This window comes from methanotrophic endosymbiont of Bathymodiolus puteoserpentis (Logatchev) (assembly GCF_900128525.1).
Lineage (GTDB): Bacteria > Pseudomonadota > Gammaproteobacteria > Methylococcales > Methylomonadaceae > Methyloprofundus.
Map to the genome: position 1 here is coordinate 21010 of NZ_FQTQ01000021.1, position 25190 is coordinate 46199.

The 25190-nt window shown below is 37.7% G+C and carries 25 protein-coding genes; 17 read left to right on the forward strand and 8 right to left on the reverse strand.

The genetic code is table 11. The features are described 5' to 3' along the window. Positions 1-111 precede the first annotated feature (111 nt). Both BQ7314_RS01395 and BQ7314_RS01400 read left to right on the forward strand, forming a co-directional pair. Entirely contained in the window at positions 112-1767 is a 1656-nt protein-coding gene (locus BQ7314_RS01395; protein WP_174481920.1) for a glutamine--tRNA ligase/YqeY domain fusion protein, read from the forward strand. Between the two features lie 33 nt (positions 1768-1800). Further along, the gene (locus tag BQ7314_RS01400; protein ID WP_245394872.1) at positions 1801-2325 is read left to right on the forward strand and encodes a globin family protein; all 525 of its coding nucleotides are present in this window, start codon (positions 1801-1803) and stop codon (positions 2323-2325) included. Positions 2326-2434: 109 nt separating this feature from the next. Here the strand turns inward: BQ7314_RS01400 and BQ7314_RS01405 are convergent, their stop codons facing one another. Then, the gene (locus BQ7314_RS01405) at positions 2435-2860 is read right to left on the reverse strand and encodes a calcium-binding protein (protein ID WP_174481921.1); all 426 of its coding nucleotides are present in this window, start codon (positions 2858-2860) and stop codon (positions 2435-2437) included. A gap of 119 nt (positions 2861-2979) precedes the next feature. Then, positions 2980-5235 (reverse strand): TonB-dependent receptor family protein, encoded by a 2256-nt coding sequence (locus BQ7314_RS01410; protein ID WP_174481922.1) that lies wholly within the window; start codon positions 5233-5235, stop codon positions 2980-2982. Positions 5236-5841: 606 nt separating this feature from the next. Here BQ7314_RS01410 and BQ7314_RS01415 point away from each other — a divergent pair. Beyond that, positions 5842-7920 (forward strand): intermembrane phospholipid transport YdbH family protein, encoded by a 2079-nt coding sequence (locus BQ7314_RS01415; RefSeq protein WP_174481923.1) that lies wholly within the window; start codon positions 5842-5844, stop codon positions 7918-7920. Between the two features lie 15 nt (positions 7921-7935). Continuing rightward, a complete protein-coding gene (locus tag BQ7314_RS01420; RefSeq protein WP_342590384.1) occupies positions 7936-8529 on the forward strand; it encodes a YdbL family probable chaperone protein in 594 nt (197 codons plus the stop codon). Positions 8530-8759: 230 nt separating this feature from the next. Here BQ7314_RS01420 and BQ7314_RS01425 read toward each other — a convergent pair whose 3' ends face one another. Beyond that, the gene (locus BQ7314_RS01425) at positions 8760-9419 is read right to left on the reverse strand and encodes a histidinol-phosphatase (protein ID WP_174481924.1); all 660 of its coding nucleotides are present in this window, start codon (positions 9417-9419) and stop codon (positions 8760-8762) included. 189 nt (positions 9420-9608) lie between these two features. Between BQ7314_RS01425 and BQ7314_RS01430 the strand changes: the two genes are divergently transcribed. The 10 genes from BQ7314_RS01430 (at position 9609) to BQ7314_RS01475 (ending at position 17340) form a co-directional block, all read left to right on the forward strand. Further along, positions 9609-10142 carry an RNA pyrophosphohydrolase gene (locus tag BQ7314_RS01430; protein WP_174481925.1) on the forward strand — a complete coding sequence of 178 codons (534 nt, stop codon included), beginning with the start codon at positions 9609-9611 and terminating at the stop codon, positions 10140-10142. Next, positions 10139-10498 (forward strand): sulfurtransferase complex subunit TusC, encoded by a 360-nt coding sequence (gene tusC / locus BQ7314_RS01435; protein ID WP_174481926.1) that lies wholly within the window; start codon positions 10139-10141, stop codon positions 10496-10498. Before BQ7314_RS01430 ends, tusC begins: the two co-directional genes overlap by 4 nt. A 120-nt stretch (positions 10499-10618) precedes the next feature. After that, a complete protein-coding gene (gene lepA / locus BQ7314_RS01440; RefSeq protein ID WP_174481927.1) occupies positions 10619-12421 on the forward strand; it encodes a translation elongation factor 4 in 1803 nt (600 codons plus the stop codon). Between the two features lie 14 nt (positions 12422-12435). Next, positions 12436-13212: a signal peptidase I gene (gene lepB, locus BQ7314_RS01445; RefSeq protein WP_174481928.1), complete on the forward strand. Its 777-nt coding sequence runs from the start codon at positions 12436-12438 to the stop codon at positions 13210-13212. A gap of 14 nt (positions 13213-13226) precedes the next feature. Next, positions 13227-13604 (forward strand): DUF4845 domain-containing protein, encoded by a 378-nt coding sequence (locus BQ7314_RS01450; RefSeq protein WP_174481929.1) that lies wholly within the window; start codon positions 13227-13229, stop codon positions 13602-13604. Beyond that, complete coding sequence (rnc, locus tag BQ7314_RS01455) at positions 13601-14284, forward strand: ribonuclease III (protein ID WP_174481930.1); 684 nt, start codon at positions 13601-13603, stop codon at positions 14282-14284. The genes BQ7314_RS01450 and rnc overlap by 4 nt, the downstream gene beginning before the upstream one ends. Then, a complete protein-coding gene (era, locus tag BQ7314_RS01460; protein ID WP_174481931.1) occupies positions 14281-15162 on the forward strand; it encodes a GTPase Era in 882 nt (293 codons plus the stop codon). Before rnc ends, era begins: the two co-directional genes overlap by 4 nt. A gap of 5 nt (positions 15163-15167) precedes the next feature. Continuing rightward, the gene (gene recO, locus BQ7314_RS01465; RefSeq protein WP_174481932.1) at positions 15168-15881 is read left to right on the forward strand and encodes a DNA repair protein RecO; all 714 of its coding nucleotides are present in this window, start codon (positions 15168-15170) and stop codon (positions 15879-15881) included. Beyond that, positions 15866-16603, forward strand: a complete 738-nt coding sequence (gene pdxJ, locus BQ7314_RS01470; protein WP_174481933.1) for a pyridoxine 5'-phosphate synthase — start codon at positions 15866-15868, stop codon at positions 16601-16603. Before recO ends, pdxJ begins: the two co-directional genes overlap by 16 nt. Further along, positions 16603-17340 carry a PP2C family protein-serine/threonine phosphatase gene (locus BQ7314_RS01475; RefSeq protein WP_174481934.1) on the forward strand — a complete coding sequence of 246 codons (738 nt, stop codon included), beginning with the start codon at positions 16603-16605 and terminating at the stop codon, positions 17338-17340. Before pdxJ ends, BQ7314_RS01475 begins: the two co-directional genes overlap by 1 nt. On the opposite strand, the gene BQ7314_RS01480 is transcribed toward BQ7314_RS01475, so the two are convergent. The 3 genes from BQ7314_RS01480 to BQ7314_RS01490 all read right to left on the reverse strand — a co-directional run bounded on the left by BQ7314_RS01480 (position 17312) and on the right by BQ7314_RS01490 (position 19461). Then, complete coding sequence (locus BQ7314_RS01480; RefSeq protein WP_174481935.1) at positions 17312-17974, reverse strand: TMEM165/GDT1 family protein; 663 nt, start codon at positions 17972-17974, stop codon at positions 17312-17314. The genes BQ7314_RS01475 and BQ7314_RS01480 overlap by 29 nt on opposite strands. 113 nt (positions 17975-18087) lie before the next feature. After that, positions 18088-18465, reverse strand: a complete 378-nt coding sequence (locus BQ7314_RS01485) for a VOC family protein (protein ID WP_174481936.1) — start codon at positions 18463-18465, stop codon at positions 18088-18090. A 267-nt stretch (positions 18466-18732) separates the two neighbouring features. After that, entirely contained in the window at positions 18733-19461 is a 729-nt protein-coding gene (locus tag BQ7314_RS01490) for a metallophosphoesterase (protein WP_174481937.1), read from the reverse strand. Between the two features lie 88 nt (positions 19462-19549). On the opposite strand from BQ7314_RS01490, the gene ispG reads away from it, so the two are divergent. From ispG to BQ7314_RS01505, 3 genes are all read left to right on the forward strand, one after another. Beyond that, the gene (ispG, locus tag BQ7314_RS01495) at positions 19550-20767 is read left to right on the forward strand and encodes a flavodoxin-dependent (E)-4-hydroxy-3-methylbut-2-enyl-diphosphate synthase (RefSeq protein ID WP_174481938.1); all 1218 of its coding nucleotides are present in this window, start codon (positions 19550-19552) and stop codon (positions 20765-20767) included. A 193-nt stretch (positions 20768-20960) separates the two neighbouring features. Then, the gene (locus BQ7314_RS01500; protein WP_174481939.1) at positions 20961-22334 is read left to right on the forward strand and encodes a dynamin family protein; all 1374 of its coding nucleotides are present in this window, start codon (positions 20961-20963) and stop codon (positions 22332-22334) included. A 286-nt stretch (positions 22335-22620) separates the two neighbouring features. Next, a complete protein-coding gene (locus BQ7314_RS01505) occupies positions 22621-23004 on the forward strand; it encodes a hypothetical protein (RefSeq protein WP_174481940.1) in 384 nt (127 codons plus the stop codon). A 136-nt stretch (positions 23005-23140) separates the two neighbouring features. Here the strand turns inward: BQ7314_RS01505 and BQ7314_RS01510 are convergent, their stop codons facing one another. Then, positions 23141-24832: a flagellar hook-length control protein FliK gene (locus BQ7314_RS01510; protein ID WP_174481941.1), complete on the reverse strand. Its 1692-nt coding sequence runs from the start codon at positions 24830-24832 to the stop codon at positions 23141-23143. Positions 24833-24891: 59 nt separating this feature from the next. Beyond that, positions 24892-25107, reverse strand: coding sequence for a flagellar FliJ family protein (locus BQ7314_RS01515; RefSeq protein ID WP_174481942.1), 216 nt, complete (start codon positions 25105-25107; stop codon positions 24892-24894). Between the last annotated feature and the right edge of the window lie 83 nt (positions 25108-25190).

Sequence of the window (25190 nt, forward strand, 5' to 3'; positions counted from 1 at the left end):
GCATTATATTATGCTATTGTAACGCTCCTGATCTATAGGTGATTTTACCACCTCTCGTGCACATCTCAATTTTGTATGTGCTTTGTTTAATACTTGTTTCTAAATAGCTAAATGTCAACCATAGAAAATTTACCTGCCACAAATTTTATTCGCCAAATAGTTGCTAAAGATTTAGCTGAAAACAAACATAATAAAGTCATTACTCGCTTTCCCCCTGAGCCTAATGGTTTTTTACATATTGGACATGCAAAATCAATTTGCTTAAATTTCGGTATTGCTTCGGAGTTTAGTGGACTGTGTAATTTGCGTTTTGACGATACTAACCCTGAGAAAGAAAGTATTGAATATGTCCATGCGATAGAAAAAGATGTGCATTGGCTGGGTTTTAAATGGGCTGAATTAAGACACTCTTCTGATTATTTTGAACAGCTTTATGATTTTGCTGTCGAATTGATAGAGAAGGGCTTAGCTTATGTGGATAGCCTTAATGCGGAGCAGATGCGTGAATACCGTGGTTCATTAACAAAGCCAGGTAAAGAAAGCCCAGACCGTCATCGTAGTATTGCCGAAAATCTAGATTTATTTACGCGTATGCGTGCGGGTGAATTCTCCGATGGACAATATTTGCTGCGTGCCAAAATTGATATGGCTGCATCTAATATAAATATGCGTGACCCTGCTTTATACCGTATTCGTCGAGTGCATCATCAACGTACTGGCGATGCTTGGTGTATTTACCCTATGTATGATTATACACACTGTATTTCTGATGCATTAGAAGGTATTACACACTCACTTTGCACGCTTGAATTTGCCGACCACCGCCCTTTGTACGATTGGATCTTAGATAATATTAGTATCGATTGTCATCCACTGCAAATTGAATTTTCGCGCTTAGAATTGGAATATACCATTGTTAGTAAACGTAAATTAAATCAACTCGTGGTTGAAGGACATGTGAGTGGTTGGGATGATCCACGCATGCCAACGATTGCCGGCTTGCGTCGTGCGGGTTTTACGCCAGCTGCAATTCGTGATTTTTGTGAGCGCATTGGTGTGACAAAAAAAGATGCATGGATTGAAATGTCTGTATTAGAAAGTTGCATTCGAGAAGATTTGAATAATACGGCTTTCCGTGCCATGGCTGTTTTAGAGCCTCTTAAAGTTGTACTGGAAAATTATCCAGAAGCTCAAGTTGAGCAGTTAGAAATGAGCAACCACCCCCAAGATGAAACTCAAGGCAAACGAATAGTTCCCTTTGCTAAAGTCGTGTATATAGAGCAAGATGATTTTGCCGATATTCCGCCACCTAAATATAAGCGGCTCATTGAGGGCGGTGAAGTTCGTTTGCGCGGTGCTTATGTGATTAAATGCAACGAAATTATTAAAGATGCTGAGGGTAAAGTCATTGAATTGCGCTGTACTTACGATGAGAACACTCTGGGAAAAAAACCTGAAGGACGTAAGGTAAAAGGGGTAATTCATTGGGTTGCAGCTGAGCATGCTTTAGATGCAGAAGTCCGCTTGTATGATCGTTTATTTAATGTTGCTAATCCCAGTGCCGAAGAAAATTTTTGTGATGCATTAAACCCTAACTCTTTAGAAGTTGTAACGGATGCTAAAGTTGAATCTAGTCTTGCAAAGGCTGAACTAGGTAGCCGCTTTCAATTTGAGCGTGTGGGTTATTTTTGTTTAGATACTAAAGACAGTTCGGCTAGTAAATTAGTTTTTAACCGTACTGTTACCTTGCGAGATACTTGGGTGTAACAAGAACACAAAATTAATGATGAAGGAATCTTTATGATGTATGGTATTTTATTTGTTGTTATAGGACTCGCCTGTTTGCTTTTAGTGCAAAATATAAAAAAGCAGCGACAAAATCAGCTGCAATATATACAAGAGGCTCCTTCACCGCTTAGTGCTGACCAAATACGCCTAATTCAAGAGTCATGGCAGCGTATTTTACCTATCAAAGAACAGGCAGCAGAATTATTTTATGCGCGCCTATTTGAATTAGATCCTAGTGTTAAAAAACTTTTTAAGGGGAAATTAGATTATCAAGGTGATAAATTAATGACTACTTTAGATGTTGTTGTTAATTCATTAGATAATTTAGGTGAAGTAGAGGCTATGTTACAGGCAATGGGTAAGCGGCATATAATTTATGGTGTTGAAGTAGCCCATTTTGAAACCGTTGGTGCTGCTTTATTATCGGCCTTAGAGCAAGGTTTAGGCGAGTATTTTACTGAAGAAGTAAAAGAAGCTTGGGCTATTGCTTACGGTTTAATTGCTGACACCATGAAACAAGCTGCTTATAGTTCTTAGTTGTGAAAACTGAAAGATAATGCAACGTGTGCTGCTAGCGCACTACTTCGGGTTGGCAACAGCCCTATCGCCGCTTATTTTTTTGTTAGGCTATTTTGTTTGTTGAAATTTAATAATTTACATACCATACAGAATAATCATCAAGAGCCTGATAGTTCTTAGACGTTACTTCAATTGCTTTAAGGCAATCTAGTTCAATAATAAATTTCTTTTTATCTGATTGCCTTTTTACTTTAACTAATATTTGTTCATCTACATCATTTTCAAATGCAACAAGCTCAAATATATCTTTATAAGATGGATTGTCTTTTTTTAGTTTTTCATACTCTTTTTTACTTCCATACCCAAATACATAACTTTCCTCCCATGGAAAATATTCTATTCCTGTCATAATACAAGGAGAGTCTAAATTATTTTTCAGGTATTTAAAATATTTATTAAGAGTTTTTGAGGTTTTCCATAGATTGTCTTCATTAATTACTCCATCAGAAAGAATTTGTGCGATTCTTTTTTCTTGTTCATCTAGTTTTGACATAATTCACAATATTTCTTTATTTTCCAAATTAAAATTACTGATAGCCTAACAGCCTGCCTAGGGCTGATAGGGATTGCTAGGTAGATTTATATAAAGGCTGAAAACGATTATAAGCTTGCTTACAGCTCTATTTCAAACCCGCCATAAGCAGATATGGGCATGCCGGGGCGTGGGCCTTCAGGTTGTCTGGAGACTAGATATTTATTATTAAACATATTTTGCACGCCAGCAAATAGTTTAACATTATCCATGACACGATAAAAAGCAGACATATCCATAACAAAATAGGCATCGGTTGTACCAAATCGTGCATCAGGCTTGCCTTCGCCATTTAGCTGGTATTCGGTATTATTAGCGCTGGTGAAGGTTTTGCCAATATAACTACCGCTGATATTAATGCCCCAGTTATCTGCTTCAAGTCCTGTTCCTACGCTAAAGACCCACTCAGGAATATAGGGGACTTTATTACCTGCTTGCCCATAACTAAAGATAGACTCTGCATCGGTGGAGCTTGAGCTATTTTGTTGAATAGCACTAGTATAAGTCGTCGTAAAATACCAAGGGTTACGATATTTCCACGCATTGGCAACGCCTGGGTCATATTGAGCTGAAAACTCTAACCCTGCGCTGTCAACACGGCCAAAATTTTCCGTTTCACCCGTGCCGGTGCCTCCAATATTGTCAATGACAATGAGATCGTGAAATTGGGTATAAAATCCGACGGCTTCAATGGATAATGCTTGCTGTGGGTTAGTGTACCGTGCGCCCACTTCATAGGCGTAACTGCTTTCTTCTGTGATGCCGGATAGGGCGCTTTTGGGGCTAGGGGGCGAGATGCCACGGTTAAAACTAGCAAAACCCAGCCAAGAATCATTAAATTGATAGGTAACGCCTAAGCTACCCGCAATCATATTGAGGATATTTTTACCGGATTGACTGGGTTTATTGTAATCCTCATAGGTTTGTTCCAGTCTTTCGTAGCGAATACCGGGGGAAAATGTCCAGTTGCCCACGCTGATAGTATCTTGCAAAAATAAAGCTAATGCGCCTGTACTTTGCAAACGATTGCCTGCGCCTCCGGGGGTACCAGGAGTCATGCCGTCAATGGTGCCATTAGCCAGTTGGCTGTAATCATCGTCCCACTGGAAACGGCGGACTTTATCTTTATTAAAACGAATTCCTGCACTGATATCGTGTTGCATACTACCGAAACCGATATTGTAATAACTAACAAAATCAACGCCTTTGGAGTTGTAATCACGATTATTGGCACGTACCCGCAAAGTACAGGATAAATCACCTTTTAGACAGGCCAGCCCTTCTCCATCTTGCACACCCGCTAAAGCAGAGGAGAGTTTTAGGGTATTGCCGTTTACATTGCGTATATCTTTAAGCTTATACCAGTTTCGTGAGAAATCATTGTTATATAAGGTAATAATGAAATCTAAGTTATCGGTTGGTGCAACTGCGTAACGCAGATAGGTACGTTTTTGTAAGCTTTGAATATTATCAAATCGAGTGGATGCATAACGGCGGAAAGGGTCGCTTGCAAAGTCTGCTTCACTGAGTCCTAAATAGGTTTCATCGGCATCTAAATCTGAGGCACCATATTTAAATTCAAAGCGTTGATAAATATTGGTGTTGGGTTCCCAAGATAACTTAACCATAGGGTCTATTTTGGTAAAACCTGTATTATTGCCATCTCTGAAATCGGGGGTAGTATCAATCGTTTTATATCCTTGGTTTTGTCGAAAATAGGTTTCGACCAAAATACCTAATTGACCTATATCGGTATCAAAGGTATTGCCGGCATAAGCATGGGTACGAACATCTCCAAAACTGCCATAAGAAAACTTTAGATAGGCATTAGCTTCTAATGGAATGGGTGTGGATAAGTAATTAATTACGCCACCTGTCGTCTGTGGGCCATATTTTACTTGGCTGGAGCCTTTTAAGACTTCAATGCCACTCATGCGCCCAACGGTCGGAGAGTAGTAGGCGGCCGGTGCAGAATACGGTGCCGGTGCCGTGAGTATGCCATCTTCCATCATGGTAATTTTGGCACTGCGTGAGGTATCGACACCTCGTAGGCTGATATTGGGGAATAAGCCGAAACCATCCTCTTGGCGTACATAAACGCCTGGTATTTTGCGTAATGCTTGGCTTATATCGTCATAATTTTGTGTGCGAATATCGGCTTGTGTGACTAAGTGGGCAGAGCCGGGCGTGGTTTCAATATTGGCTTGATTGCCAATGACCATCATCTTATCTAGTACATTTGCACTTGTTTGCGTTTCATCCTTTGCCGCACTGAGGCTCGGCAGGGAGAGGCCCAGGCACAGAGGTACTGCGAAGAAATTGATTTGTTTTTTCATTTTCAGAACCATTTTTGTCTATTTTCAACCGGCAATATAAACTCAGCTTCGGTTGTATTTTGAATGAAGCAAAAGTATAAAGTATTTAAAATATGATGTAAATGATAATGGTTGTTATTTGTATTAATATGCTTGAATTACACTAAAACTTGTATCATAAAAATAGGCTCGTTTGAAAAATGAGCGGGTAACTTATTGACTATAAATAAGTTACCCAAACAGGTATTAAATGCCATGTTAATGCTTTGTGAGTAAGTCTGATTGTTATAGTAGGCACTTGATGGTTCCACTTTTTTGCAATCAAAGATTTTTGGCTTCCAGTTGGAAGTCGTAAGGTTTTATGATAATGTCCGCAATTGTAAGTAAAAATTCACACCCTAAAAAGGCAGGTTTAGTTGCACCCTAGAAAGGTGTCATGACCAGCCCTCTTAGATGGCTAGCCTATTTGACCTAACATTACTTTACGTCTTAGGACTCTAAGTCCTTTTCTATTTTCTCTTGAAACTTTACATATTTGCGTATCATTTTTGCATCTTATTGGGAAACTTCAGCTCATTTATAAAGAGTCCATATTCATAAATCATTGATACTGAAAATATATTTTTAATGCGATTGTCCAGCTTAAGGAAAGTTAAAGCCTTACATTATCTAATACTTTATACCTGCCTATTACTCATCGCACTCGGTTACTGCTCCGTTGTTTCTGCTTTGGATTCCGTCACCTTTAGTGTTGATAAAATAAAAGCGAATGATTGGTCATTACACAATGCAAAGCTAAAAATAATTCAGCTTGACCAAGCTACGCCGAAAATATCACTTATTTCTGCTCGCTTAAAACTCCCAGCTCCCTTTAATAATTTTAGTAAGCTTAATATTCGTTGCCAAAAATTTATTTGGCGTAAGAATTATATGGATTGCCAACAAGGGCATGGGCGCTTCAATTCCAGTGATTTTAAAGCACACGCTTTTGACTTCTCACTTCAAGTTAAAGGCAAAAAAAGTAAATTAGTCATTGATAATTTGACGGGGTTTAGTGGCAAAATTTCTCTTAATGCACAAGATCAATCTGGAAAATGGCAACTACGCTTTAAAGCACAAAGATTAAATTTAGTGCAGTTTAAGGAATTTTTAGCTTTAGACCTTTTCGATATTAGCCAAGGACTAGCTGATATTGATATAGAACTGATAGGAGAGCAGGGGGCTGTGCAGACAATATTAGCAACTGCTCTACTAGATCAGCTATCAATGCAAGATCAACAGGGGCGTATTGCTAGTGATGCGCTCACATTAAAAACTGAACTTAGCATGAAAAAAGGAGCAAAAGCATGGCAATGGCAAAACCTGATTGATATTTCCTCTGGTGATTTATATGTAGAGCCAATTTATTTGTCTATTAATAGTGCTCATGCTGTAACGTTGATAAATAATGGTTCGTGGTGGCCTGATCAGAAACAGGTTGAGTTGAAGAGCATTGAATTTAAACATACTCAACTTCTCAGCCTTCAAGCAAGTGCAGCTATAAATTATCAATCGGATTTACTGATTGAATCGGCAGAGCTAGAGCTGTATGTTCCTCAGCTAAAGCCAGTGACGCCAGTCTATCTAGCCCCTTTTTTAGCGACAGAGGGTATTGAATTACAAGGAGAGTTAGAGGTTAAGCTGAAATTACAGCAAAATATTTTGTCAGAAATTAATCTCGATATGCAGCAATTTACTTTGCGTGATAATGAGCAGCGGTTTTATTTAGGTCAAGCGAATGCTGAGGTTAATTGGACTAAACAAAATAAGGATCAAGCCTCTTTTATAAATTGGCAAACACTCAATCTTAGAGCCATTCCATTTGCACCTGGGCAGCTAGACTTTACTTTATTTGATAGGCAATTTAGATTATTGCAAGCAGCTAAATTAGGCGTATTAGAGGGTGAATTATTTATTCAGAAATTTAGCTTTTCTACAACTGAAAATAATGATGATCCAATCGTGCATTTTAAAGGATGGGTGGATAATTTATCCTTGGAGCAATTATCAAGAGCATTAAACTGGGAGCCACTGACGGGCTCAATAAGTGGCTATATTCCCTCAGTACGCTATCAAAATAAAACTTTGTCACTCGATGGTGAACTAAAGATGCGCGTATTTGGTGGGCAAGTAAGGATTAATAACTTGGCTTCATCCGGTATGTTTACAAATTTTGCTCAGTTTTATATGGATCTGGAATTTGATGATTTGGATTTATCTATGATTACACGTAAGTTTCATATAGGAAATATTGAAGGTAAATTATCGGGGGTAGTGCAAAATTTGTATTTAGAAAATTGGCAGCCAGTTTCATTTTATGCTTGGATGGGGACACCTGAAGGCGATGATTCTACCCATAAAATTAGTCAGAAAGCGGTAGAAAATATTGCTAGTATTGGTGGCAACAGTGCGGCTGATGTTTTATCTAAAGGCTTTCTCAGCTTGTTTAGTAGCTTTAGATATGACAAGCTGGGGTTTGGTTGCTATTTGCATCAAGGTGTTTGTCAGTTAATGGGGGTTGAAGCGGTAGGTAATGGCTTTTACCTTGTTAAAGGTGGAGGATTACCGAGAATTAATATTATTGGTTATAACCCACGATTAAATTGGAGCGTTTTGCTAGAACGATTGCGCAGAATTACAAAGTCAGATGAGTTTATTATTGAGTAAAGGAAAAACTGTATTATGAGCATTAAAAATCTATCTATGTTTGGTGCATTGCTGTTAACAGCTTGCGTAACGATTAATATTTACTTCCCTGCTGCTGCGGCAGAAAAAGCAGCCGATGAAATTATTCAAGACATACAAACGCTTGAACCAAGCCAGCCGCAATCTGAAATGAGCCCACAAAGTGCTTTGCCTAAATGGCAGGTAAGTGTTTACCAGCTAGTTGATCAGACGATTTCAGTCTTTATTTCATCTGCACATGCGGAAGCGAATTTATCCGTTAATAGCCCTGAAATTAGACGTATAACGGCAGATATGCGCGCTCGATTTGGGGCGTTAATTCCTTTTTATGAGCAGGGTGTTTTAGCTATTCGAGCGGATGGTTTATTAACAACTAAAGGCAGTGTGCCACTCAAAGATCGTAATAAATTAAGTAAATTAATTGCTGCGGAAAATGCAGATCGATATAAATTATATCAAGCTATTGCTAATGCAAATGGGCACCCTGAATGGGCTGCACAGATTAAATCTACTTTTGCTCAGCGTTGGATAAGTCATGCTCAGTCTGGCTGGTGGTATCAAACCGCTAATGGTAGTTGGAAGCAGAAATAAGTAGGCTATATGATTTGATAGGGCAAATTAAAATTGATCATAATATCCGCGTCTTGGTCGTATGCCAGGTTTCACCACGTTGTACCATGATTTTACATGCCGCGCTGCTATCGCTATGCTCTGTGTAAAACCATCAAGTTATTTCAATCGATAGGGGTAAATAATGACCATGACTTATTTATCCCCGCTTTCGAATTTCAATTTGTTACGAGGAATATCTGGTTTGGGCATTATTTATCACGTAAGCTAATAATTGGCCAGTTTGACTTTTCTGCATACTGTTTTAATTTTTCATCAGGATTAACGGCAACAGGGTGCTCTACTAGCTGTAATAAGGGTAAGTCATTATGCGAATCACTATAAAACCAACTATCATCTAAAGAGTAGCCTGTGACTTGTAGCCATTCATTTAATCGTGTGATTTTTCCTTCTTGGAAACAAGGCGTACCAGCTACATTCCCGGTATATCTTTCGCCTAGAAATTCAGGTGTCGTAGCCAGTAAATGATTTATGCCGTATAGCTCGACAATAGGTTCTGTGACAAATTTATTGGTTGCAGTAATGACCAATAAAATATCACCTTGCTGCTGATGTTTATTAATAAGCTCTTGAGCTGGCTTTAAAAGAATTGGACGAATAACCTCTTCTATAAATTGACTGCGCCATTTAAGTAAATCTTGTAATGGATTGTCAGCCAGTGGCTTCAAAGAAAATTTCAGAAATTCATAAATGTCTAAATTACCTTCTTTGTATTCTTTATAAAAACGGTCATTTTCTTGTTCGTAATAGCTTGAATCAACAATACCTTGGTCAACTAAAAATTGTCCCCATAGATAGTCACTGTCATCAGCAAGTAAGGTATTATCTAAATCGAAAATTGCTAAACTCATTATTAGTTCACTTTAGGTTAAGAATTTAAAAAATGGGGATGGTATCACTTAGCTATTTATGGAACAATGGTGTGATAAGTAATGCAAAGGAACGCGAGTCACACATTAATGGTCGCGTTCTTTATGTTCAATACAAGGATTCTATCATTTAGGACCTTATTGCGAACAGTAAAAATATAGGTTTTAAAGATGATTGACTCTAAAGGATACCGAGCAAATGTCGGCATCATCCTTTGTAACGCCCGAGGTCAAGTATTTTGGGCTAAACGAGCGCGCATGAATTCTTGGCAATTCCCTCAAGGTGGCATAGAAAATAATGAAAACCCTGAACAAGCTATGTATCGCGAACTATGCGAAGAAACAGGACTTAAGCCTGAGCATGTACAAATTTTAGGGCGTACTCGCTATTGGCTAAAATATAAATTACCGGAAAAATATATTAGACGTAATTCACACCCTTTATGTATAGGTCAGAAACAAGTTTGGTATTTATTGAAATTAGTGGGTCAAGAAGCTGATGTTATTTTAGATCAACACAAGAAACCGGAATTTGATGATTGGCAGTGGGTTGAGTACTGGGAGCCATTAAAATCTGTCGTTTATTTTAAGCGTAAAGTTTACCGTAAAGCGATGATGGAGTTAGGCGCTTTTTTAATGCTACCTTCGGTTGATGTTGATGCAGAGAGTTACCTATCCAATGACAATATGAGCGAACATCAGTGAACAAATCATTTTTATTTGTGATGCAGACGCCTGCTTATAGTGGCACTAAAGTACAGGAAGTATTAGATGTCGTGTTAATAACAGCTGCCTTTGATCAAAAAGTAAGTTTATTATTATTAGATGATGCGGTTTTTCACTTAAAAAATAAGCAACAAAATATGGCGCTGATAAGTAAAGATATAGGCGCTATATACCGATCATTGGAGCTTTATGATATAGAAAGCATCTATGTCGAACAAGAATCGCTAAATTACACAGGTTTGTCGGTAAGTGACCTACTTATCCCTATAAAACTTATAGCACGCCGAAAATTACCCGCACTTTTGCACAGTTTTGACTTTGTTTTAGAAGGCTAAGCGCCAATACTAACGCTAGAGCAGCATGCTTCTGATAAAATACGCTTATTAGGTATACAACCAGTAGTAAACGCTTGTAGCTTCATTTTTTCACCCTTTTATTTTTGTAATTAAGACACGATGGATTTAAAAAATATACGAAATTTCTCGATTATTGCGCATATCGATCACGGGAAATCTACTTTAGCTGACCGCTTTATCCAGCTATGTGAAGGCTTATCTGATCGTGAAATGTCTGCTCAAGTTCTCGACTCAATGGATATTGAGCGTGAAAGAGGCATTACTATTAAGGCGCAGAGTGTAACACTTAATTACACCGCTAAAGATGGTGAAGTTTACCAATTAAATTTTATTGATACCCCCGGACATGTCGATTTTTCTTATGAGGTATCTCGCTCACTAGCTGCTTGTGAAGGGGCATTATTAGTGGTTGATGCCGCTCAAGGCGTTGAAGCACAAAGCGTGGCTAATTGTTATACGGCTATTGAACTTGGCCTCGAAGTAATGCCCGTATTAAATAAAATAGATTTACCTTCTGCTGACCCTGAAAAAGTTATTGCTGAAATTGAGGATATTATCGGCATTCCAGCTGAAAATGCCCTACATGTCAGTGCTAAAACAGGACTCGGGGTCGCAGATGTCTTAGAAGAACTCGTGCACACCATTCCACCACCTAGCGGTGATGAAAATGCACCTTTACAAGCTTTAATTATTGACTCATGGTTTGATAATTATTTAGGCGTTGTATCTTTGGTAAAGATTGTTAGTGGCTCTTTACGTAAAAAACAAAAAATTACTATTATGTCGACGGGAAAAAGTTTTATCGCGGAGCGTATTGGTATTTTTACACCTAAACGTGTTGATACACTCGAATTAAAAACGGGACAAGTTGGCTTTGTTGTCGGCGCTATTAAAGATATTTATGGCGCTCCAGTAGGTGATACGATTACCAGTACTGCCACCCCTTGTACCCATGCATTAGCTGGCTTTAAAAAAGTTCAGCCACGTGTTTTTGCCGGCTTGTACCCGGTGAGTTCAGATGACTATGAAGATTTACGCGAATCATTAAATAAATTACGCTTAAATGATGCCGCGCTACAGTTTGAACCTGAATCCTCACAGGCTTTAGGCTTTGGGTTTCGCTGTGGCTTTTTGGGTATGCTACATATGGAAATCATACAAGAACGCTTAGAGCGAGAATATGATGTTAATTTAATTACTACTGCGCCAACCGTTGTTTACGAGGTTGAAACTCATAAGGGCGACTTATTATATGTTGATAACCCAGCTAATTTACCTGATATTGGTTCTATAAAAATGATTAGAGAGCCTATTATTCAAGCGAATATCTTAGTTCCGCAAGACTATCTAGGTAATGTGATTAGCCTATGTATTGAAAAACGCGGTGTGCAAATGAATATGCAGTATATGGGCAGTCAAGTGTCTTTGCATTATGAGCTTCCTTTAAGTGAAGTTGTATTGGACTTCTTTGATCGTCTTAAATCCGTGAGTCGTGGTTATGCATCTTTTGAGTATGAGTTTAAGCGCTTTCAAGAGGCGGCACTGGTTAAATTAGATATTTTGATTAATGGCGATAGAGTTGATGCACTATCAATTATTGTACATAGAGATTTAAGCCAGTCACGAGGTCGTGATTTAGTTGAAAAAATGAAAGAGTTAATTCCACGGCAAATGTTTGAGGTTGCTATTCAAGCGGCTATTGGTGGCAAGATTATTGCACGCTCTACCGTTAAATCTATGGGTAAAAATGTGACTGCAAAATGTTATGGTGGTGATATTTCTCGTAAAAAGAAACTACTTGAGAAACAGAAAGCAGGTAAGAAGCGCATGAAACAGGTAGGGAATATTGAAATTCCACAGGAAGCATTTTTGGCCGTTTTACAAGTTAATAAAGACGCTTAAGGAGTACTACAGTAATGGATTTTGATTTTTCATTTTTTCTATTTTCAGCATCACTTGTGACCGGTATTATCTGGGGTGGCTATTATTATCATCTCAAACGTACCAATACTCCGTATATTGAAGAAAATGAACCGTTAATCGTTGAGTATGCGCGATCATTTTTCCCTGTTGTTTTTGTGGTATTCTTACTGCGTTCATTTATTGCCGAGCCATTTAGAATTCCATCGGGGTCAATGATGCCAACGTTACTAATAGGTGATTTTATTTTAGTGAATAAATTTACCTATGGTATTCGTATACCAGTGATTAATAAAAAAATTATTGATATTTCAGAGCCACAGCGAGGCGATGCAGTCGTATTTAGATACCCAAAGAATCCATCAGTTGACTATATAAAGCGACTTATTGGCTTACCAGGTGATCATATTCGTTATATTGATAAGCAACTGTATGTTAACGATCAACCCATTAAGTATGTATCATTGGGGCGCTACGAGGGAATGGGTCAAGGAAAGAGTATGACGGGTGCAGAGCTTCTACAAGAAGATTTATTAGGGGTAAAGCATAAGATTTTAATCAACCATCGCGCACCCAATATTAAAGGCACTTTTATCGTGCCTCAAGGGCATTATTTTATGATGGGTGATAATCGCGATAACAGTAATGATAGTCGCTACTGGGGTACTGTTCCTGAAGAAAACTTAGTAGGTAAGGCATTTTTTATCTGGATGAATTGGGACTGGGAAAATACTGGCATTGGTTTTAACCGTATTGGAACTGTTATTAAATAGTTAGGAGAAGGGAGATGCAAAAGCTGCATAAAAAGCAACAAGGCTTAACTTTAATTTCTTTGATTTTTGTTTTAGGTTTGATTGGTTTTTTTACTTTATTAGCCTTAAAGGTGGGTCCGATTTATATGGATCATAGTAAAGTGGTTCAGGCATTAGAAAGTATAAAAAATCGCCCTGGCATTGAGCATGAGAGTAAAAACGGTGTCTGGAGTGCATTAAGCAAGCAGTTTGGGATGAACTATGTTTATGACATTAAAAGGAAAAATGTCAAAATTACTTCACGCCCAGGGTATTTAAAAGTAAAAATTGTTTATCATACTAAACAACTTCTTTTTGCTAATCTAAGTGTTTGGGTTGATTTTGATAATGAGATAGAAGTAGGCAAGCAGTGATAAAATCTCCTAAAATTCTTTGTAAAAAGTTAGGCTTAAGTTTTTCTCAACTTGAGTTATTTACTTTAGCACTAACACATCGCAGTATAGGTTCAAAAAATAATGAACGCTTAGAATTTCTAGGGGATTCTATTTTAGGTTTTGTTATTGCTGAAGCACTTTACAATAAATTTCCGCATGCAGATGAGGGGATTTTAAGTCGCTTAAGAGCCAGCTTAGTCAATCAAACCTCTTTAGCTGAACTCGCCCGAAAACATAAGATTGGTGATTATTTAATTTTAGGCTCAGGCGAACTAAAAAGTGGAGGGTATAGGCGTGACTCTATTTTATCGGATGCCTTAGAAGCTATTATGGGTGCCATTATTAAAGATCAAGGTATTGAGGCATGCAAAGCTTGGATTTTAACGTTGTTTGCGGAACGTTTGGATGGACTTAGTTTAGATAATTGGCAAAAAGACCCTAAAACTCGCTTACAAGAGCATATGCAGGCTAGACAAATCGATATACCTAAATATAAACTAATCAGTGAATCAGGATTAGCTCATGAAAAAACGTTTCAAGTTGAATGCTCAGTTGATTTACTTAAAATTAAATTTATTGGTGTAGGCGCTTCAAGAAAAAAAGCTGAACAACATGCTGCCGAATTAATGTTACAAGAAATAGCTAAGGAACCTAAATGAATTGTGGATATGTCGCCTTTATTGGCCAGCCAAATGTGGGTAAATCAACCTTAATGAACCACCTGTTAGGGCAGAAAGTCAGCATTACTTCCCGCAAACCACAGACCACTCGACATCAAATTTTAGGTATTAATACCAATGAAAAAGGGCAAGCAATTTACATGGATACCCCAGGTATGCATGAAAGCAATAAAAAAGCCTTTAATCGCTATTTGAATAAAACGGCTGATACAACTTTATTAGGGGTTGATTTAGTGGTTTGGCTAATTGATGGTTTAGCTTGGCAAGCGTATGATGAAGTTATTTTTGAAAAGTTAAAAAAAGCTAATTTGCCAGTTATTTTAGCCGTTAATAAAATCGACCGCGTTAAAGATAAAGAAAAGATTTTTGCTTTTTTTGCTGATGCACAAAAAAAATTTCCCTTTAAAGAAATCGTGCCAATTTCTGCATTAAAGCAAACTAACTTAGATCTACTTGATAACTTGATTATGGACTTATTGCCTGAAGGCAATACCATTTATCCGGAAGACCAAATTACTGATCGTCCCGTGCGATTTTTAGTCGCAGAAATTATTAGAGAAAAATTAACACGTAGACTTGGCGATGAACTGCCTTATGCCTTAACCGTAGAAATCGAAAAATATGAAGAGTTACCTCATATCACTAAAATTTATGCATTGATTTGGGTAGAGCGTGAAACCCAAAAAAATATTGTTATTGGTAAAAACGGTGAGTTGTTGAAAAGCATTGGTATGGAAGCTAGAAAAGATATTGAAACTTTAATCGGGCATAAAGTTTATTTGCAATTATGGGTTAAAGTAAAGTCTGGCTGGTCAGATAATGAACGCGCATTACAAAGCTTAGGGTTCAAAAGTTAACGCGTATGTCTTCAGGCTTACAGGCTTGTTTTTTATTACATCATAAACCTTATCAAGAAAGCAGTGTTTTAATTGATGTATTAACTCAAAACTCTGGGAAAATATCGCTGATAGCCAAAGGTGTTAGGCAACAAAAGGCAAAATATTTAGGCTTATTACGGCCTTTTTTACCTTTAAATATTAGCTACTCAGGGGCAGGTGAGCTTAAATTATTAAATCATGCCGAAGCAGGTAATGCAGAGATGATTTTACCGGGAATTAATACCTACTGCGGCTTTTATCTAAATGAATTAATACGCTACTTTCTTCAGCCGGGTGAGCCTTATCCAGATATATTTCTAGCTTATTTTACTTGTTTACAGCAGCTTAAAACTAAACAGCCTATTGAAGCGGCGCTACGTAATTTTGAAGTACAATTAATGCAAGCGCTTGGCTATGAACTACAATTGCAATATGATTGCCTCAGCCATAAGCCAATTAAGCCTGATTTAAATTATCATTTTGACCTTGAGCAGGGACCTAGATTTTTTCAGCAGGGGAAAATAAGCGGAGCAACTTTAATTGCCATGCACCAAGGTCATTACACTAATCAGCGCCAATTAAATGAAGCAAAATGGTTAATGCGGCAAGTCATTGATTTTCATTTACAAGGCAAAATTTTGCAAAGTCGCCGCTTAATTTCAAAACTACAACAAAGACCAGTATGCAAGAGCAATTAATTTTATTGGGAGTTAATATTGACCATATAGCGACCTTAAGACAAGCACGAGGTACGCTCTATCCTGAGCCAGTTCAGGCAGCATTATTAGCTGAACAAGCAGGTGCTGATGGTATTACTGCGCATTTACGCGAAGACCGTCGGCATATGCAAGACCGTGATATGTTTTTACTAAAAGAAATGATTCACACCCGCCTTAATTTTGAAATGGCAGTAACGGATGAAATGCTGACCATTGCCACTGAAGTTAGGCCTTATGCCTGCTGCTTAGTTCCAGAAAAAAGAGAGGAACTAACAACAGAAGGTGGCTTAGATGTTTTCTCTAGTCTAGATAAAATACGCTATGCTTGTCAGCACTTAGCTGAAGCTGATATAGAAGTTTCCCTTTTTATTGACCCTGATGAACAACAAATTGATGCTAGCGTAAGTGCCGGTGCTTCTGTTATTGAACTGCATACAGGGCGCTATGCGGATGCTAAAAATCGACAACAACAAGTAACCGAACTTGAGCGCATTCAAAAAGCGGCTCGTTATGCCCACAGTGCCGGTTTACAAGTCAATGCTGGACATGGCTTGAATTTATATAATGTGGAAGCAATTTGCCAAATACCTGAAATAGTTGAATTGAATATTGGTCATGCACTGATTGCACAGGCGGTTTTTTGCGGTTTAGCAAAGGCTGTCAGCGATATGAAAAATTCCATGAGAAATGCACGCCGGTAATGCCTAAAATCAACTTTCACCAACTCACATCAGCAGGAGATCGAGCCTATAATCAAGATTATATGCTGAATAAGATAGCCTCTAATTATTCTGTATTCGTCCTGGCTGATGGTTTAGGTGGTCATCAGGCTGGTGAAAAAGCTGCACGTTTTTTTTGTCATAGTTTTATTCAGTATGCGACTAAATACGGTATTTTAATAAATAATGCACCCATACAAACTGTAAAAAAATGGTTTAATGATGCCGTTGCTATGATGGCTGATGCTTTTCAAGGTGACCCTGTTGCTTATGATGCCTATACAACGTGTGTGATTTTAATTATTACCGATGCATACGTTATTAGTGCTCACTGTGGTGATTCACGTATTTATCGTATCAACCCACAAGGCATTGTCTGGCGTACTAAAGACCACTCTATCCCGCAAAAGCTTCTTGATGTAGGTGAGTTAGATGAACATAAAATGGGCACACACCCCGAACAAAACCAGCTAACAAAAAGCATTAATATTACTAATCAATTTCTACCAGATATTCATGTGTACCCACCGGCACAGCAAGGTGAAACTTTTATTCTTTGCAGTGATGGTTTTTGGGAGTTCACTAAAGAGCGCGAGTTTATCGCTTTAGCCACGGTAGAAATGGATAAGGTAAATTTACTTAAACAGGCAAAACTAGCAATGTTTCGTGCTAGCGGTAAGAGTGACAACCTTACTGTACAGTGGTTAAGAATTGAGTGAAAGAATCAAACGATGCATAAAAGCTATGATACGCCTCCACAGCTGCAAACCCTGCCAAAATTACAAAAATTACGCCGCTCAGTCTATGTAATAAGCTGAGTGGTATTTTTTGCAATAAAGTTCGGCCTGCCAGCACGCCTAGAATTGACGTTGTTATTAAGGCCAAGGTAGAACCGATCCAGATGGCAGCCGGCAATGCCGTACTACTTAAAGCAACGACTGCTAACTGGGTTTTATCACCAAATTCAGCAACAGTAATCAGAATAAAGGTAGTAAAGAAGAGGCTATGAGTACTTTTCTCTGGTAAGGCTTCATCTTCGTCTTCATCTTCGGTAAAAAACAAGGCTAGTATGCCAAATACTGCAAATAGTACACTGACTATTGCTGCAACTAAGTAAGCCGGCACCCAATTAGCAAGTGCAACACCAAAGATAACTGCCAAGGTATTAAGTAAAGCAAAAGCAACAATAGCACCAAAAATAACAGGTGTAGCTCGATATCTTGCAGCTAAAGTCATGCAAACTAATTGGCTTTTATCACCAATTTCAGCCGCAATAATTAATATATAGCTAGTCGTAATTGGGGTGGACCAAGCAAAAAAAGAGGTGGGTAAGGCAAAAGAATTAAAGTCCATTAAAATAAGCTATAAAAATAAATTTTAAATAAAGGTGGTATTTTTACCATAGAAAACCTGATAATGTTTTGTTCGATATACTTAGCTCTATATAGAAAAATTAAGTTATGAAATCAATCATGACCAATAATTTCTATAGCATTGGCATCTAAGTCACGCACAAATAGAGCTTTACGTCCTGATTTACTCATTGAATACACTATATTATTTTTATCTAAAGTCTCACGCACCCGATCAAAATCATCAACGGTTAAAGCAACATGTCGATCTCGGCCACCATGCTCGGGCCGCCCAGTAGTAGGATCCATATTAGGTAGCTTAATAATATGTAGCTGTTGGTTTTTACCCAGCTGAAACCAGGCACCAGGAAAACCTAAATCAGGGCGCTCCATTTGTTGTAAGCCAAGAATTTGAGTATAAAAATATAGTGAGGCTTCAACATCAGAAACCATAAGGCTGGAATGGTGCAATAAAAAATTAAGTTTTGCCATTAAAGTAATTTAAGGAAGTTAAAGAGAAAAATTGTACAGTAGCTTATCTACTTATAGCAATTAGTAATGGTCTTGCCAATAGTGTGGCGATGATACTTAAGGAAAGGGTAAGGAGCTTCTTTCATCCTAAATTTAACATAATATACATTATGCGAACTGTTATAGTTTATGGTTTTCAGCTTTTAGACGTTAAAATTATGCTAAACAACATGATAAATATCTACAGCATTTTTTATAATTTCATAAAATGAAATCCTTTAATCTTGCTTAAATAACCACAATTTTATTCATATCAAAGTTATCAACTACTCTTCGTCCTACATAACCTCGCGTATTGGACAAAATACGTGCACCGGCTATCCGGTAATCACCGATACTGTGTGTATGGCCATGAAACCAAATGGTAATATCATGTTCATGAAATAGTGATTTCAAATCATTACAATACGCTAGTTTTTTAATGGTATTGGGAGAATCATACCAACTCCATTGAGTTGGTGCGTGATGTGTTACGACCACGGTTTGACCATCAAAAGGCTTAGTCAATTCTTTTTCAAGCCATATTTTTGAGTAATTATATAAGGCGGTAAATTGCTTTGGGTTATACATGCCGTCAGCATAACGTATTTTTCTAAAATCATTTAAACTCAAGCATAAAGCATCAGCAGTTGCCTCGCCTTCAATAAATAAATCCGCCCACAATGAACACCCAATAAACCGTACACCTTTGAACTTAACAGTATTATTTTCTAAAAAAGTGATATTAGTATTGGCACATTTATCCCGTAACATACGCAGTGTGTTATGATATTCACGCGTATAAAATTCATGATTTCCCGCTATATAAATCACGGGTTTATTTGTGGCCAGTAGCCATTCTATCCCTTGATCATAAATGCCTATATCGCCCGCTGCAACAATAATATCTGCATCGTTACTAGGTAACTCGGCGGGGCCAAATTCTAAATGTATATCTGAGAAATAATTGATTCTCATATTAAGCTAACCTACAGCAATCTGTTTTTTTTATCGATGTTCATATATACTTTAGTGTAATTGTAATTAAGATAAAAAACCACTCACTATGTCAATTAGCCCTAGAAAAATCACAGAAGCAGTTCTTATTGGAAGCGTTAAAGTCGGCGGTGGCGCTCCCATTGTAGTTCAATCCATGACTAATACTGACACAGCTAATATTGAAGCTACAGTAAAACAGGTGATGGAACTTGCTAATGCAGGTTCTGAATTAGTACGAATTACCGTGAATAATGAAGAAGCAGCTAAAGCTGTCCCAGAAATTCGCAGACAACTAGATGCTAATGGTTTCACTGTGCCCTTAGTGGGAGATTTTCACTTTAATGGTCATAAATTATTGGAAATGTACCCTGAGTGTGCTGAAGCTTTAGGTAAATTCAGAATTAACCCTGGTAACGTTGGTAAGGGTTCTAAAAGAGATGCCCAGTTCCAGCAAATGATAGAATGTGCGGTTAAATACGATAAACCAGTCCGTATCGGTGTTAACGGTGGAAGTTTAGATCAAGCCGTATTAACACGCTTATTAGATGAAAACAGAGCAAAAGCTGAACCGCAAGAATTAGCCGCTATTACTCGTGAAGCAATCATTATTTCTGCCTTAGAAAGTGCAGCCGCTGCAGAATCGTATGGTTTAGCAAGAAATAAAATCATTCTGTCTTGTAAAATTAGTAACGTACAAGAACTCATTAGTATATATCAAGACCTATCAAATCGCTGTAATTACACGCTACATTTAGGCTTAACTGAAGCCGGTATCGGCTCTAAAGGTATTGTCGCTTCCTCAGCTGCACTTTCTGTTTTAATGCAACAAGGTATCGGTGATACGATTCGTATTTCTTTAACGCCTGAGCCTGGCACAGCAAGAACTAAAGAAGTCGTCGTTGCACAAGAAATATTACAAACTATGGGGTTTCGTGCTTTTACACCCATGGTTATTGCCTGCCCTGGTTGTGGCCGTACAACCAGTGATTATTTCCAAAAATTAGCCATGGATATTCAAGGCTACTTACGTGAGCAAATGCCAGCTTGGCGCAAGCAATATAAGGGCGTAGAAGAAATGGAAGTCGCTGTAATGGGCTGTGTTGTTAATGGTCCAGGAGAAAGTAAAAATGCGAATATTGGTATTAGTTTACCCGGCACAGGCGAAATACCTGTTGCCCCAGTTTACGAAGATGGTGAAAAAACAGTAACACTTAAAGGTGATAGAATTGCTGAAGAATTCCAAGTCATCGTAGAGAACTATATTAAGCGCACATACAGTGCATAATTAAGTATTAATTAGTATGAATTTAAAAATATCCTATAATCTAAATGCAGCTAGACATGGATAGTACATGTTCGCGCACTATTTACTTGCTGCCATAACCTAGGATCAATTACTAACTAATACCCTCCCCCCCCTTTTTTTGAGGGGCACATTTTATTCAATTATTGAACATAACGGTTTAAAGCTAATGAGTATGTCTGAAAAATCTGTAAGCTCCTCACTACAACAATTAGAACAACAACTTGCTGATAAAAATCCCGCTTTGCTACAAGCCTTCAGGCTGTACCATGAATTGGATCAAGTGGCCTATGACTTAGGACTTATTGGCATGGATGATTCCTTAGCTAATAAAAATTCATGGTCGCCAGTCATCACTGTTATTGGTGATGACTCGTCTGGGAAAAATGAATTTATTAATCATTATTTAAACACAACAACACCTGCCATTGATCCACACGGAATTCATGCCCAATTTACAGTATTGGTATATCGTGATGATGCGTCTTCAATGACTTTACCAGGAACAGCAGTTGATGGTGATCCGCGTTTTCCTTTTTTCCATATTAGTGAGCGCTTAGAGCAGCTAGAGAAAGGAGCAAGCCGCAATATAAACAGCTACTTAGAATTAAAAACTAATAATAGTAAGCAGCTCAAAGATAAAACAATTATTCTTGCTCCCGGCTTTACTGCTAACCAAAAACAAGCTGAAATTGAATTATTACGTGAACATGCAAGTGCTCTTTCGGATTTAGTTCTTGTTTTCTTTGATGCGCGACATTCTACACTAGAAGATTTTCGTAGCTCACTAAGCCCCTTCCTTAAGCAGGCAGCAAGAAGTAATAACCCAAGCAAATTTATCTACATAATTAATGAATCACTTAATACAGAGCCGGTTGACCTTAATGACTGGAAACAACAATTAATTCACCTAGGCTTAGAAGCGGGACAATTTTTTGTCTTATCACAAAGTTCAGAATCTACAACACAACAAGCAATTGAGCAAAAATTAACGAATATTGATGTAGAAAGTGCTTATCGCATTCTTAGTAATCTACAACAGCATATTACTGAATTTGATACAGTTGTTATACATGAAGTTAAAAAAGGAATTGACCTCTGGAAAGACCGCTCACACTTTACCTTAACTATCGTACTTAGCTTTATTGCCCTAACGCTTGTTGCTGGTGAGATACAAATGGGCTTAGTAGCCGTCTTACTCGATCCTTTTATTGCCTCAGTTGCTTTATTTTTACTGATTGTTTTCCTGATTCCCGTACATATATACAGTAGTAAGGTGCATGCCAAATTTATCGCCAAAAAGTTGGCAGAACGCCAAGTTGAACTCGGTCTAATAGAAAACCTCCCTGCTCTATTTAATAAAGGCATCACCTTATGGCGCATACTTCTTCCTATCAGACAACCTGTAGGCTGGACTAAAGAAGTTCAGGAAACATTAGACATGCTGATGACGCGTGCAAAAGGCTTAGTACAATCACTGAATAATACTTTTAATACTAATAGCTCGACTCCATCAGCCTCTAAAGAAGAAACGTTTTTAAATTTATAAATATTCAGCCTTTGAAAGTAGAAATTAAACCTGATATTTGTTCGTAACAAATTGAAAAGTTAGGCAGATTGCCATTCTAGTGTGTTGTTAGTAGTAGAATCCTATTGTAAAGCACAGGTAGATTTTAGGAATAACGTGATATAGGTCTTCCCTACTGACTATTAACCAAAGAAAATCTCTAGCTTTAAATTTTATAAATCATCCGCACGAATTAGCATATAAAAATACTCTTCTTAAGCTAAGAGAGTACAATAATTCTTCAATATGGATTAAATGAAGAAATAAAATGAAAATAATAAATGTAGCGGCAATTTTATCAAGTATCTTAATATTCAGTAGTAATGCATATACTGAACCACTGACGAATCAAAATATTCAAGGAACTTGGGCGCTGGAATACACTAAAAAATCCGAGAAATCGGAGGAGCTCATACCGCGGGAAGATACTTGGGTATTTACTGATCGTACTGTGACTATTAAAAATATTCCACGTGAAGGAAGTTATTATGATCAATTACCCGTAAATTATGAAGTTGAAAATGATAAATTAAAGGTTGCTATTTTAGGCAGATCAGGAAAATTTGATAATTTCTCTGTGCTTAATAAAGATGAAAAAAATATGACGTTGAAAGCTAGATTTGGCGATATTTATCAATTTATAAAGAAATAAATAGTCTTATAAATTCAAGGGGGGTGGGTTTCGCTTTAGGCTTTACCCATTCTGACAATTTTGCAGTGACTAAAAGATGCACAAGGCCGATTTCACTTTTTATACTTCAGATTTAAAAACCAATAAAATCAAAGTATTAAGCATAAATACTTAATAAGCCTTTACTGGAAAGTGCGCGTCCTTGATTAATTTCTTCTGCTATATCATTCACTTCAGGTTCTATTTCTGTAGAGTCCATAGAGTTTCCTGTATTATTTCTATTATTTTCTGCCATTGCATCTTGCATTGCTTGTCTTGCACTTCCTTGACCTTGCTGTTGCTGCTGAGAAACATTTACCTCTGCTAAGTTAATTTGCTGCATATTTAACATTTCGCGTAATTTTGGAATGGATGCTTCAATCGCTTCACGTACACCTGCATTTTGAGCATTAAATACGATATTCGCTTGCTGATCTTTATCGATGTTAATTTGAATAGAAATAGGGCCTAAGCTTTGCGGGTTTAAGCGTAATTGTGCAGAAGGAATTGATTTTTTATGCATCCAAATAATGCGTTCATTAAACTCTTGCTTCCACTCTGGCTGGTTAAATGACTTTGTCATCGGTGGTAATTCTTGTTTAGTGACGCTACTTTCTACTTGACGATTTAATGCGATTAGATCAGTTGTAGAGAATTTATTTGCTTGTTCACTAACAGGTTGGCTAGTAGATAATAAAGCTGAATCAACTATTTTCTCTGCTCCTTTAGCACTGACAAGTGGTGCGAAATCAGTGTCATTATTAATTATTTTTTCACGTGTTAATAACTGGTTGAGGTTAATTTCAGGCTGCTTACTTTTAGTACTTTGTTCTCCTGAGAGCTGAGTTTGTGCGTAGCTTTTTTCTTGTTTTAATAGTTGTGTCGTTACTTGAACGTTTTGCGCTATCGTCTGATCATCCGTTTCGCTCATAAGCTGCGCTTGTTGCATTATGATATTAATTGTCTCGGGTTGCACATCTACAATGTCTCCCTGAACCACTTGTTCATGAGCTTCTTCAATACCAGAAGAAGAACGAGGCTCATAGTTTTTCAATACGGTCGGCTCATTAGTTTGAGTTAATGAACTGGAGAGATTAAAAGCTAAATCAAGTGTATTATCATCAATCAAATCCCCTTGATTATTATTAACGACTACCTTAGTTTCACTTAAAGGTGCTGATACACTCGGATCGTTAGTTTGAGTTAATGGGCTAGAGAGCTTAGAAACTAAATCAAGTGTATTATCGTCAATCAAATCCCCTTGATTATTATTAACGACTACCTTAGTTTCACTTAAAGGTGCTGATACACTCGGATCGTTAGTTTGAGTTAATGGGCTAGAGAGTTTAGAAGCTAAATCACCAGAATTTTTTATACCTTGTGCTACGACTTTAGTATCAGTGATAGTACTAGGCTCTAATTTTGCCGCTAAATCTTGCAGCGTATCTGTAGGCAATGTGTTATCAGTACTTAAAGAATCTAACTGCGCCAACACCTCTTTTAACGCAGTCATTGTTTCATCTAAGTTAATATCTTGGGCTTGTATTTGCTGTTTAATTTGCGGTAATGAATCACCCAGTAAAGCGGAAAAATCTTGCCCTCCCTGCCCTTTAATTGAATCTGCTATTTTTTCTAATACACTGCTAGGTTGTGCAGCTTCAGAAGCTTGAGCTTGCAGACCTTTTATTTGCTGCAAAAAAGAAGCAGAAAATTCTTCTCCAGCCGCTATTTTAGGAGCACTATTTACCCCACCTAACGCGTCACTCACTGTTGCTACCGGTGATAATGTATTTAATACACTTGCAGTCATGCCCCTCTCCTTTGTTTTTCTGGCTATTCACATATTGAATAGCACTATTTATGCCATATCTAGCGTTTTTTCCGGGAAGCTCTATCATCCATTTCTAATTGTTCTTTTTTTTCTTCTTGCTTTTGCTCACTTACCCGCGCTTTACCTTGTATTTTCTGCATGCCTTGCGTGTACATATGCGCTTCTTCCCAATTATTTCTCAAGCTTTCCAACTCGCTATCCAGCATTTTTAGTGCTAGCTCTTCCCCTTCTATGGCTTTATTCATTTTTTCCATAAAAGCTCTAAGGAATGTGCATGAAATAACTTAGGCAACTTATAAAGTTGTTGCGTCAGGAATGGCAGTATAATTCCATTGCC

Excerpts from the sequence above, each read along its gene's own strand:
- BQ7314_RS01490 (WP_174481937.1), bottom strand. The coding sequence starts at position 19,461 with ATGAGAATCAATTATTTCTCAGATATACATTTAGAATTTGGCCCCGCC.
- BQ7314_RS01405 (WP_174481921.1), bottom strand. The coding sequence starts at position 2,860 with ATGTCAAAACTAGATGAACAAGAAAAAAGAATCGCACAAATTCTTTCT.
- BQ7314_RS01450 (WP_174481929.1), top strand. The coding sequence starts at position 13,227 with ATGCAAAAGCTGCATAAAAAGCAACAAGGCTTAACTTTAATTTCTTTG.
- era (WP_174481931.1), top strand. The coding sequence starts at position 14,281 with ATGAATTGTGGATATGTCGCCTTTATTGGCCAGCCAAATGTGGGTAAA.
- BQ7314_RS01505 (WP_174481940.1), top strand. The coding sequence starts at position 22,621 with ATGAAAATAATAAATGTAGCGGCAATTTTATCAAGTATCTTAATATTC.
- BQ7314_RS01395 (WP_174481920.1), top strand. The coding sequence starts at position 112 with ATGTCAACCATAGAAAATTTACCTGCCACAAATTTTATTCGCCAAATA.
- pdxJ (WP_174481933.1), top strand. The coding sequence starts at position 15,866 with ATGCAAGAGCAATTAATTTTATTGGGAGTTAATATTGACCATATAGCG.
- BQ7314_RS01410 (WP_174481922.1), bottom strand. The coding sequence starts at position 5,235 with ATGAAAAAACAAATCAATTTCTTCGCAGTACCTCTGTGCCTGGGCCTC.
- BQ7314_RS01475 (WP_174481934.1), top strand. The coding sequence starts at position 16,603 with ATGCCTAAAATCAACTTTCACCAACTCACATCAGCAGGAGATCGAGCC.
- BQ7314_RS01515 (WP_174481942.1), bottom strand. The coding sequence starts at position 25,107 with ATGGAAAAAATGAATAAAGCCATAGAAGGGGAAGAGCTAGCACTAAAA.
- BQ7314_RS01400 (WP_245394872.1), top strand. The coding sequence starts at position 1,801 with ATGATGTATGGTATTTTATTTGTTGTTATAGGACTCGCCTGTTTGCTT.
- lepA (WP_174481927.1), top strand. The coding sequence starts at position 10,619 with ATGGATTTAAAAAATATACGAAATTTCTCGATTATTGCGCATATCGAT.
- BQ7314_RS01500 (WP_174481939.1), top strand. The coding sequence starts at position 20,961 with ATGTCTGAAAAATCTGTAAGCTCCTCACTACAACAATTAGAACAACAA.
- BQ7314_RS01420 (WP_342590384.1), top strand. The coding sequence starts at position 7,936 with ATGAGCATTAAAAATCTATCTATGTTTGGTGCATTGCTGTTAACAGCT.
- BQ7314_RS01510 (WP_174481941.1), bottom strand. The coding sequence starts at position 24,832 with ATGACTGCAAGTGTATTAAATACATTATCACCGGTAGCAACAGTGAGT.
- recO (WP_174481932.1), top strand. The coding sequence starts at position 15,168 with ATGTCTTCAGGCTTACAGGCTTGTTTTTTATTACATCATAAACCTTAT.
- BQ7314_RS01485 (WP_174481936.1), bottom strand. The coding sequence starts at position 18,465 with ATGGCAAAACTTAATTTTTTATTGCACCATTCCAGCCTTATGGTTTCT.
- BQ7314_RS01415 (WP_174481923.1), top strand. The coding sequence starts at position 5,842 with ATGCGATTGTCCAGCTTAAGGAAAGTTAAAGCCTTACATTATCTAATA.
- ispG (WP_174481938.1), top strand. The coding sequence starts at position 19,550 with ATGTCAATTAGCCCTAGAAAAATCACAGAAGCAGTTCTTATTGGAAGC.
- lepB (WP_174481928.1), top strand. The coding sequence starts at position 12,436 with ATGGATTTTGATTTTTCATTTTTTCTATTTTCAGCATCACTTGTGACC.
- BQ7314_RS01425 (WP_174481924.1), bottom strand. The coding sequence starts at position 9,419 with ATGAGTTTAGCAATTTTCGATTTAGATAATACCTTACTTGCTGATGAC.
- BQ7314_RS01480 (WP_174481935.1), bottom strand. The coding sequence starts at position 17,974 with ATGGACTTTAATTCTTTTGCCTTACCCACCTCTTTTTTTGCTTGGTCC.
- BQ7314_RS01430 (WP_174481925.1), top strand. The coding sequence starts at position 9,609 with ATGATTGACTCTAAAGGATACCGAGCAAATGTCGGCATCATCCTTTGT.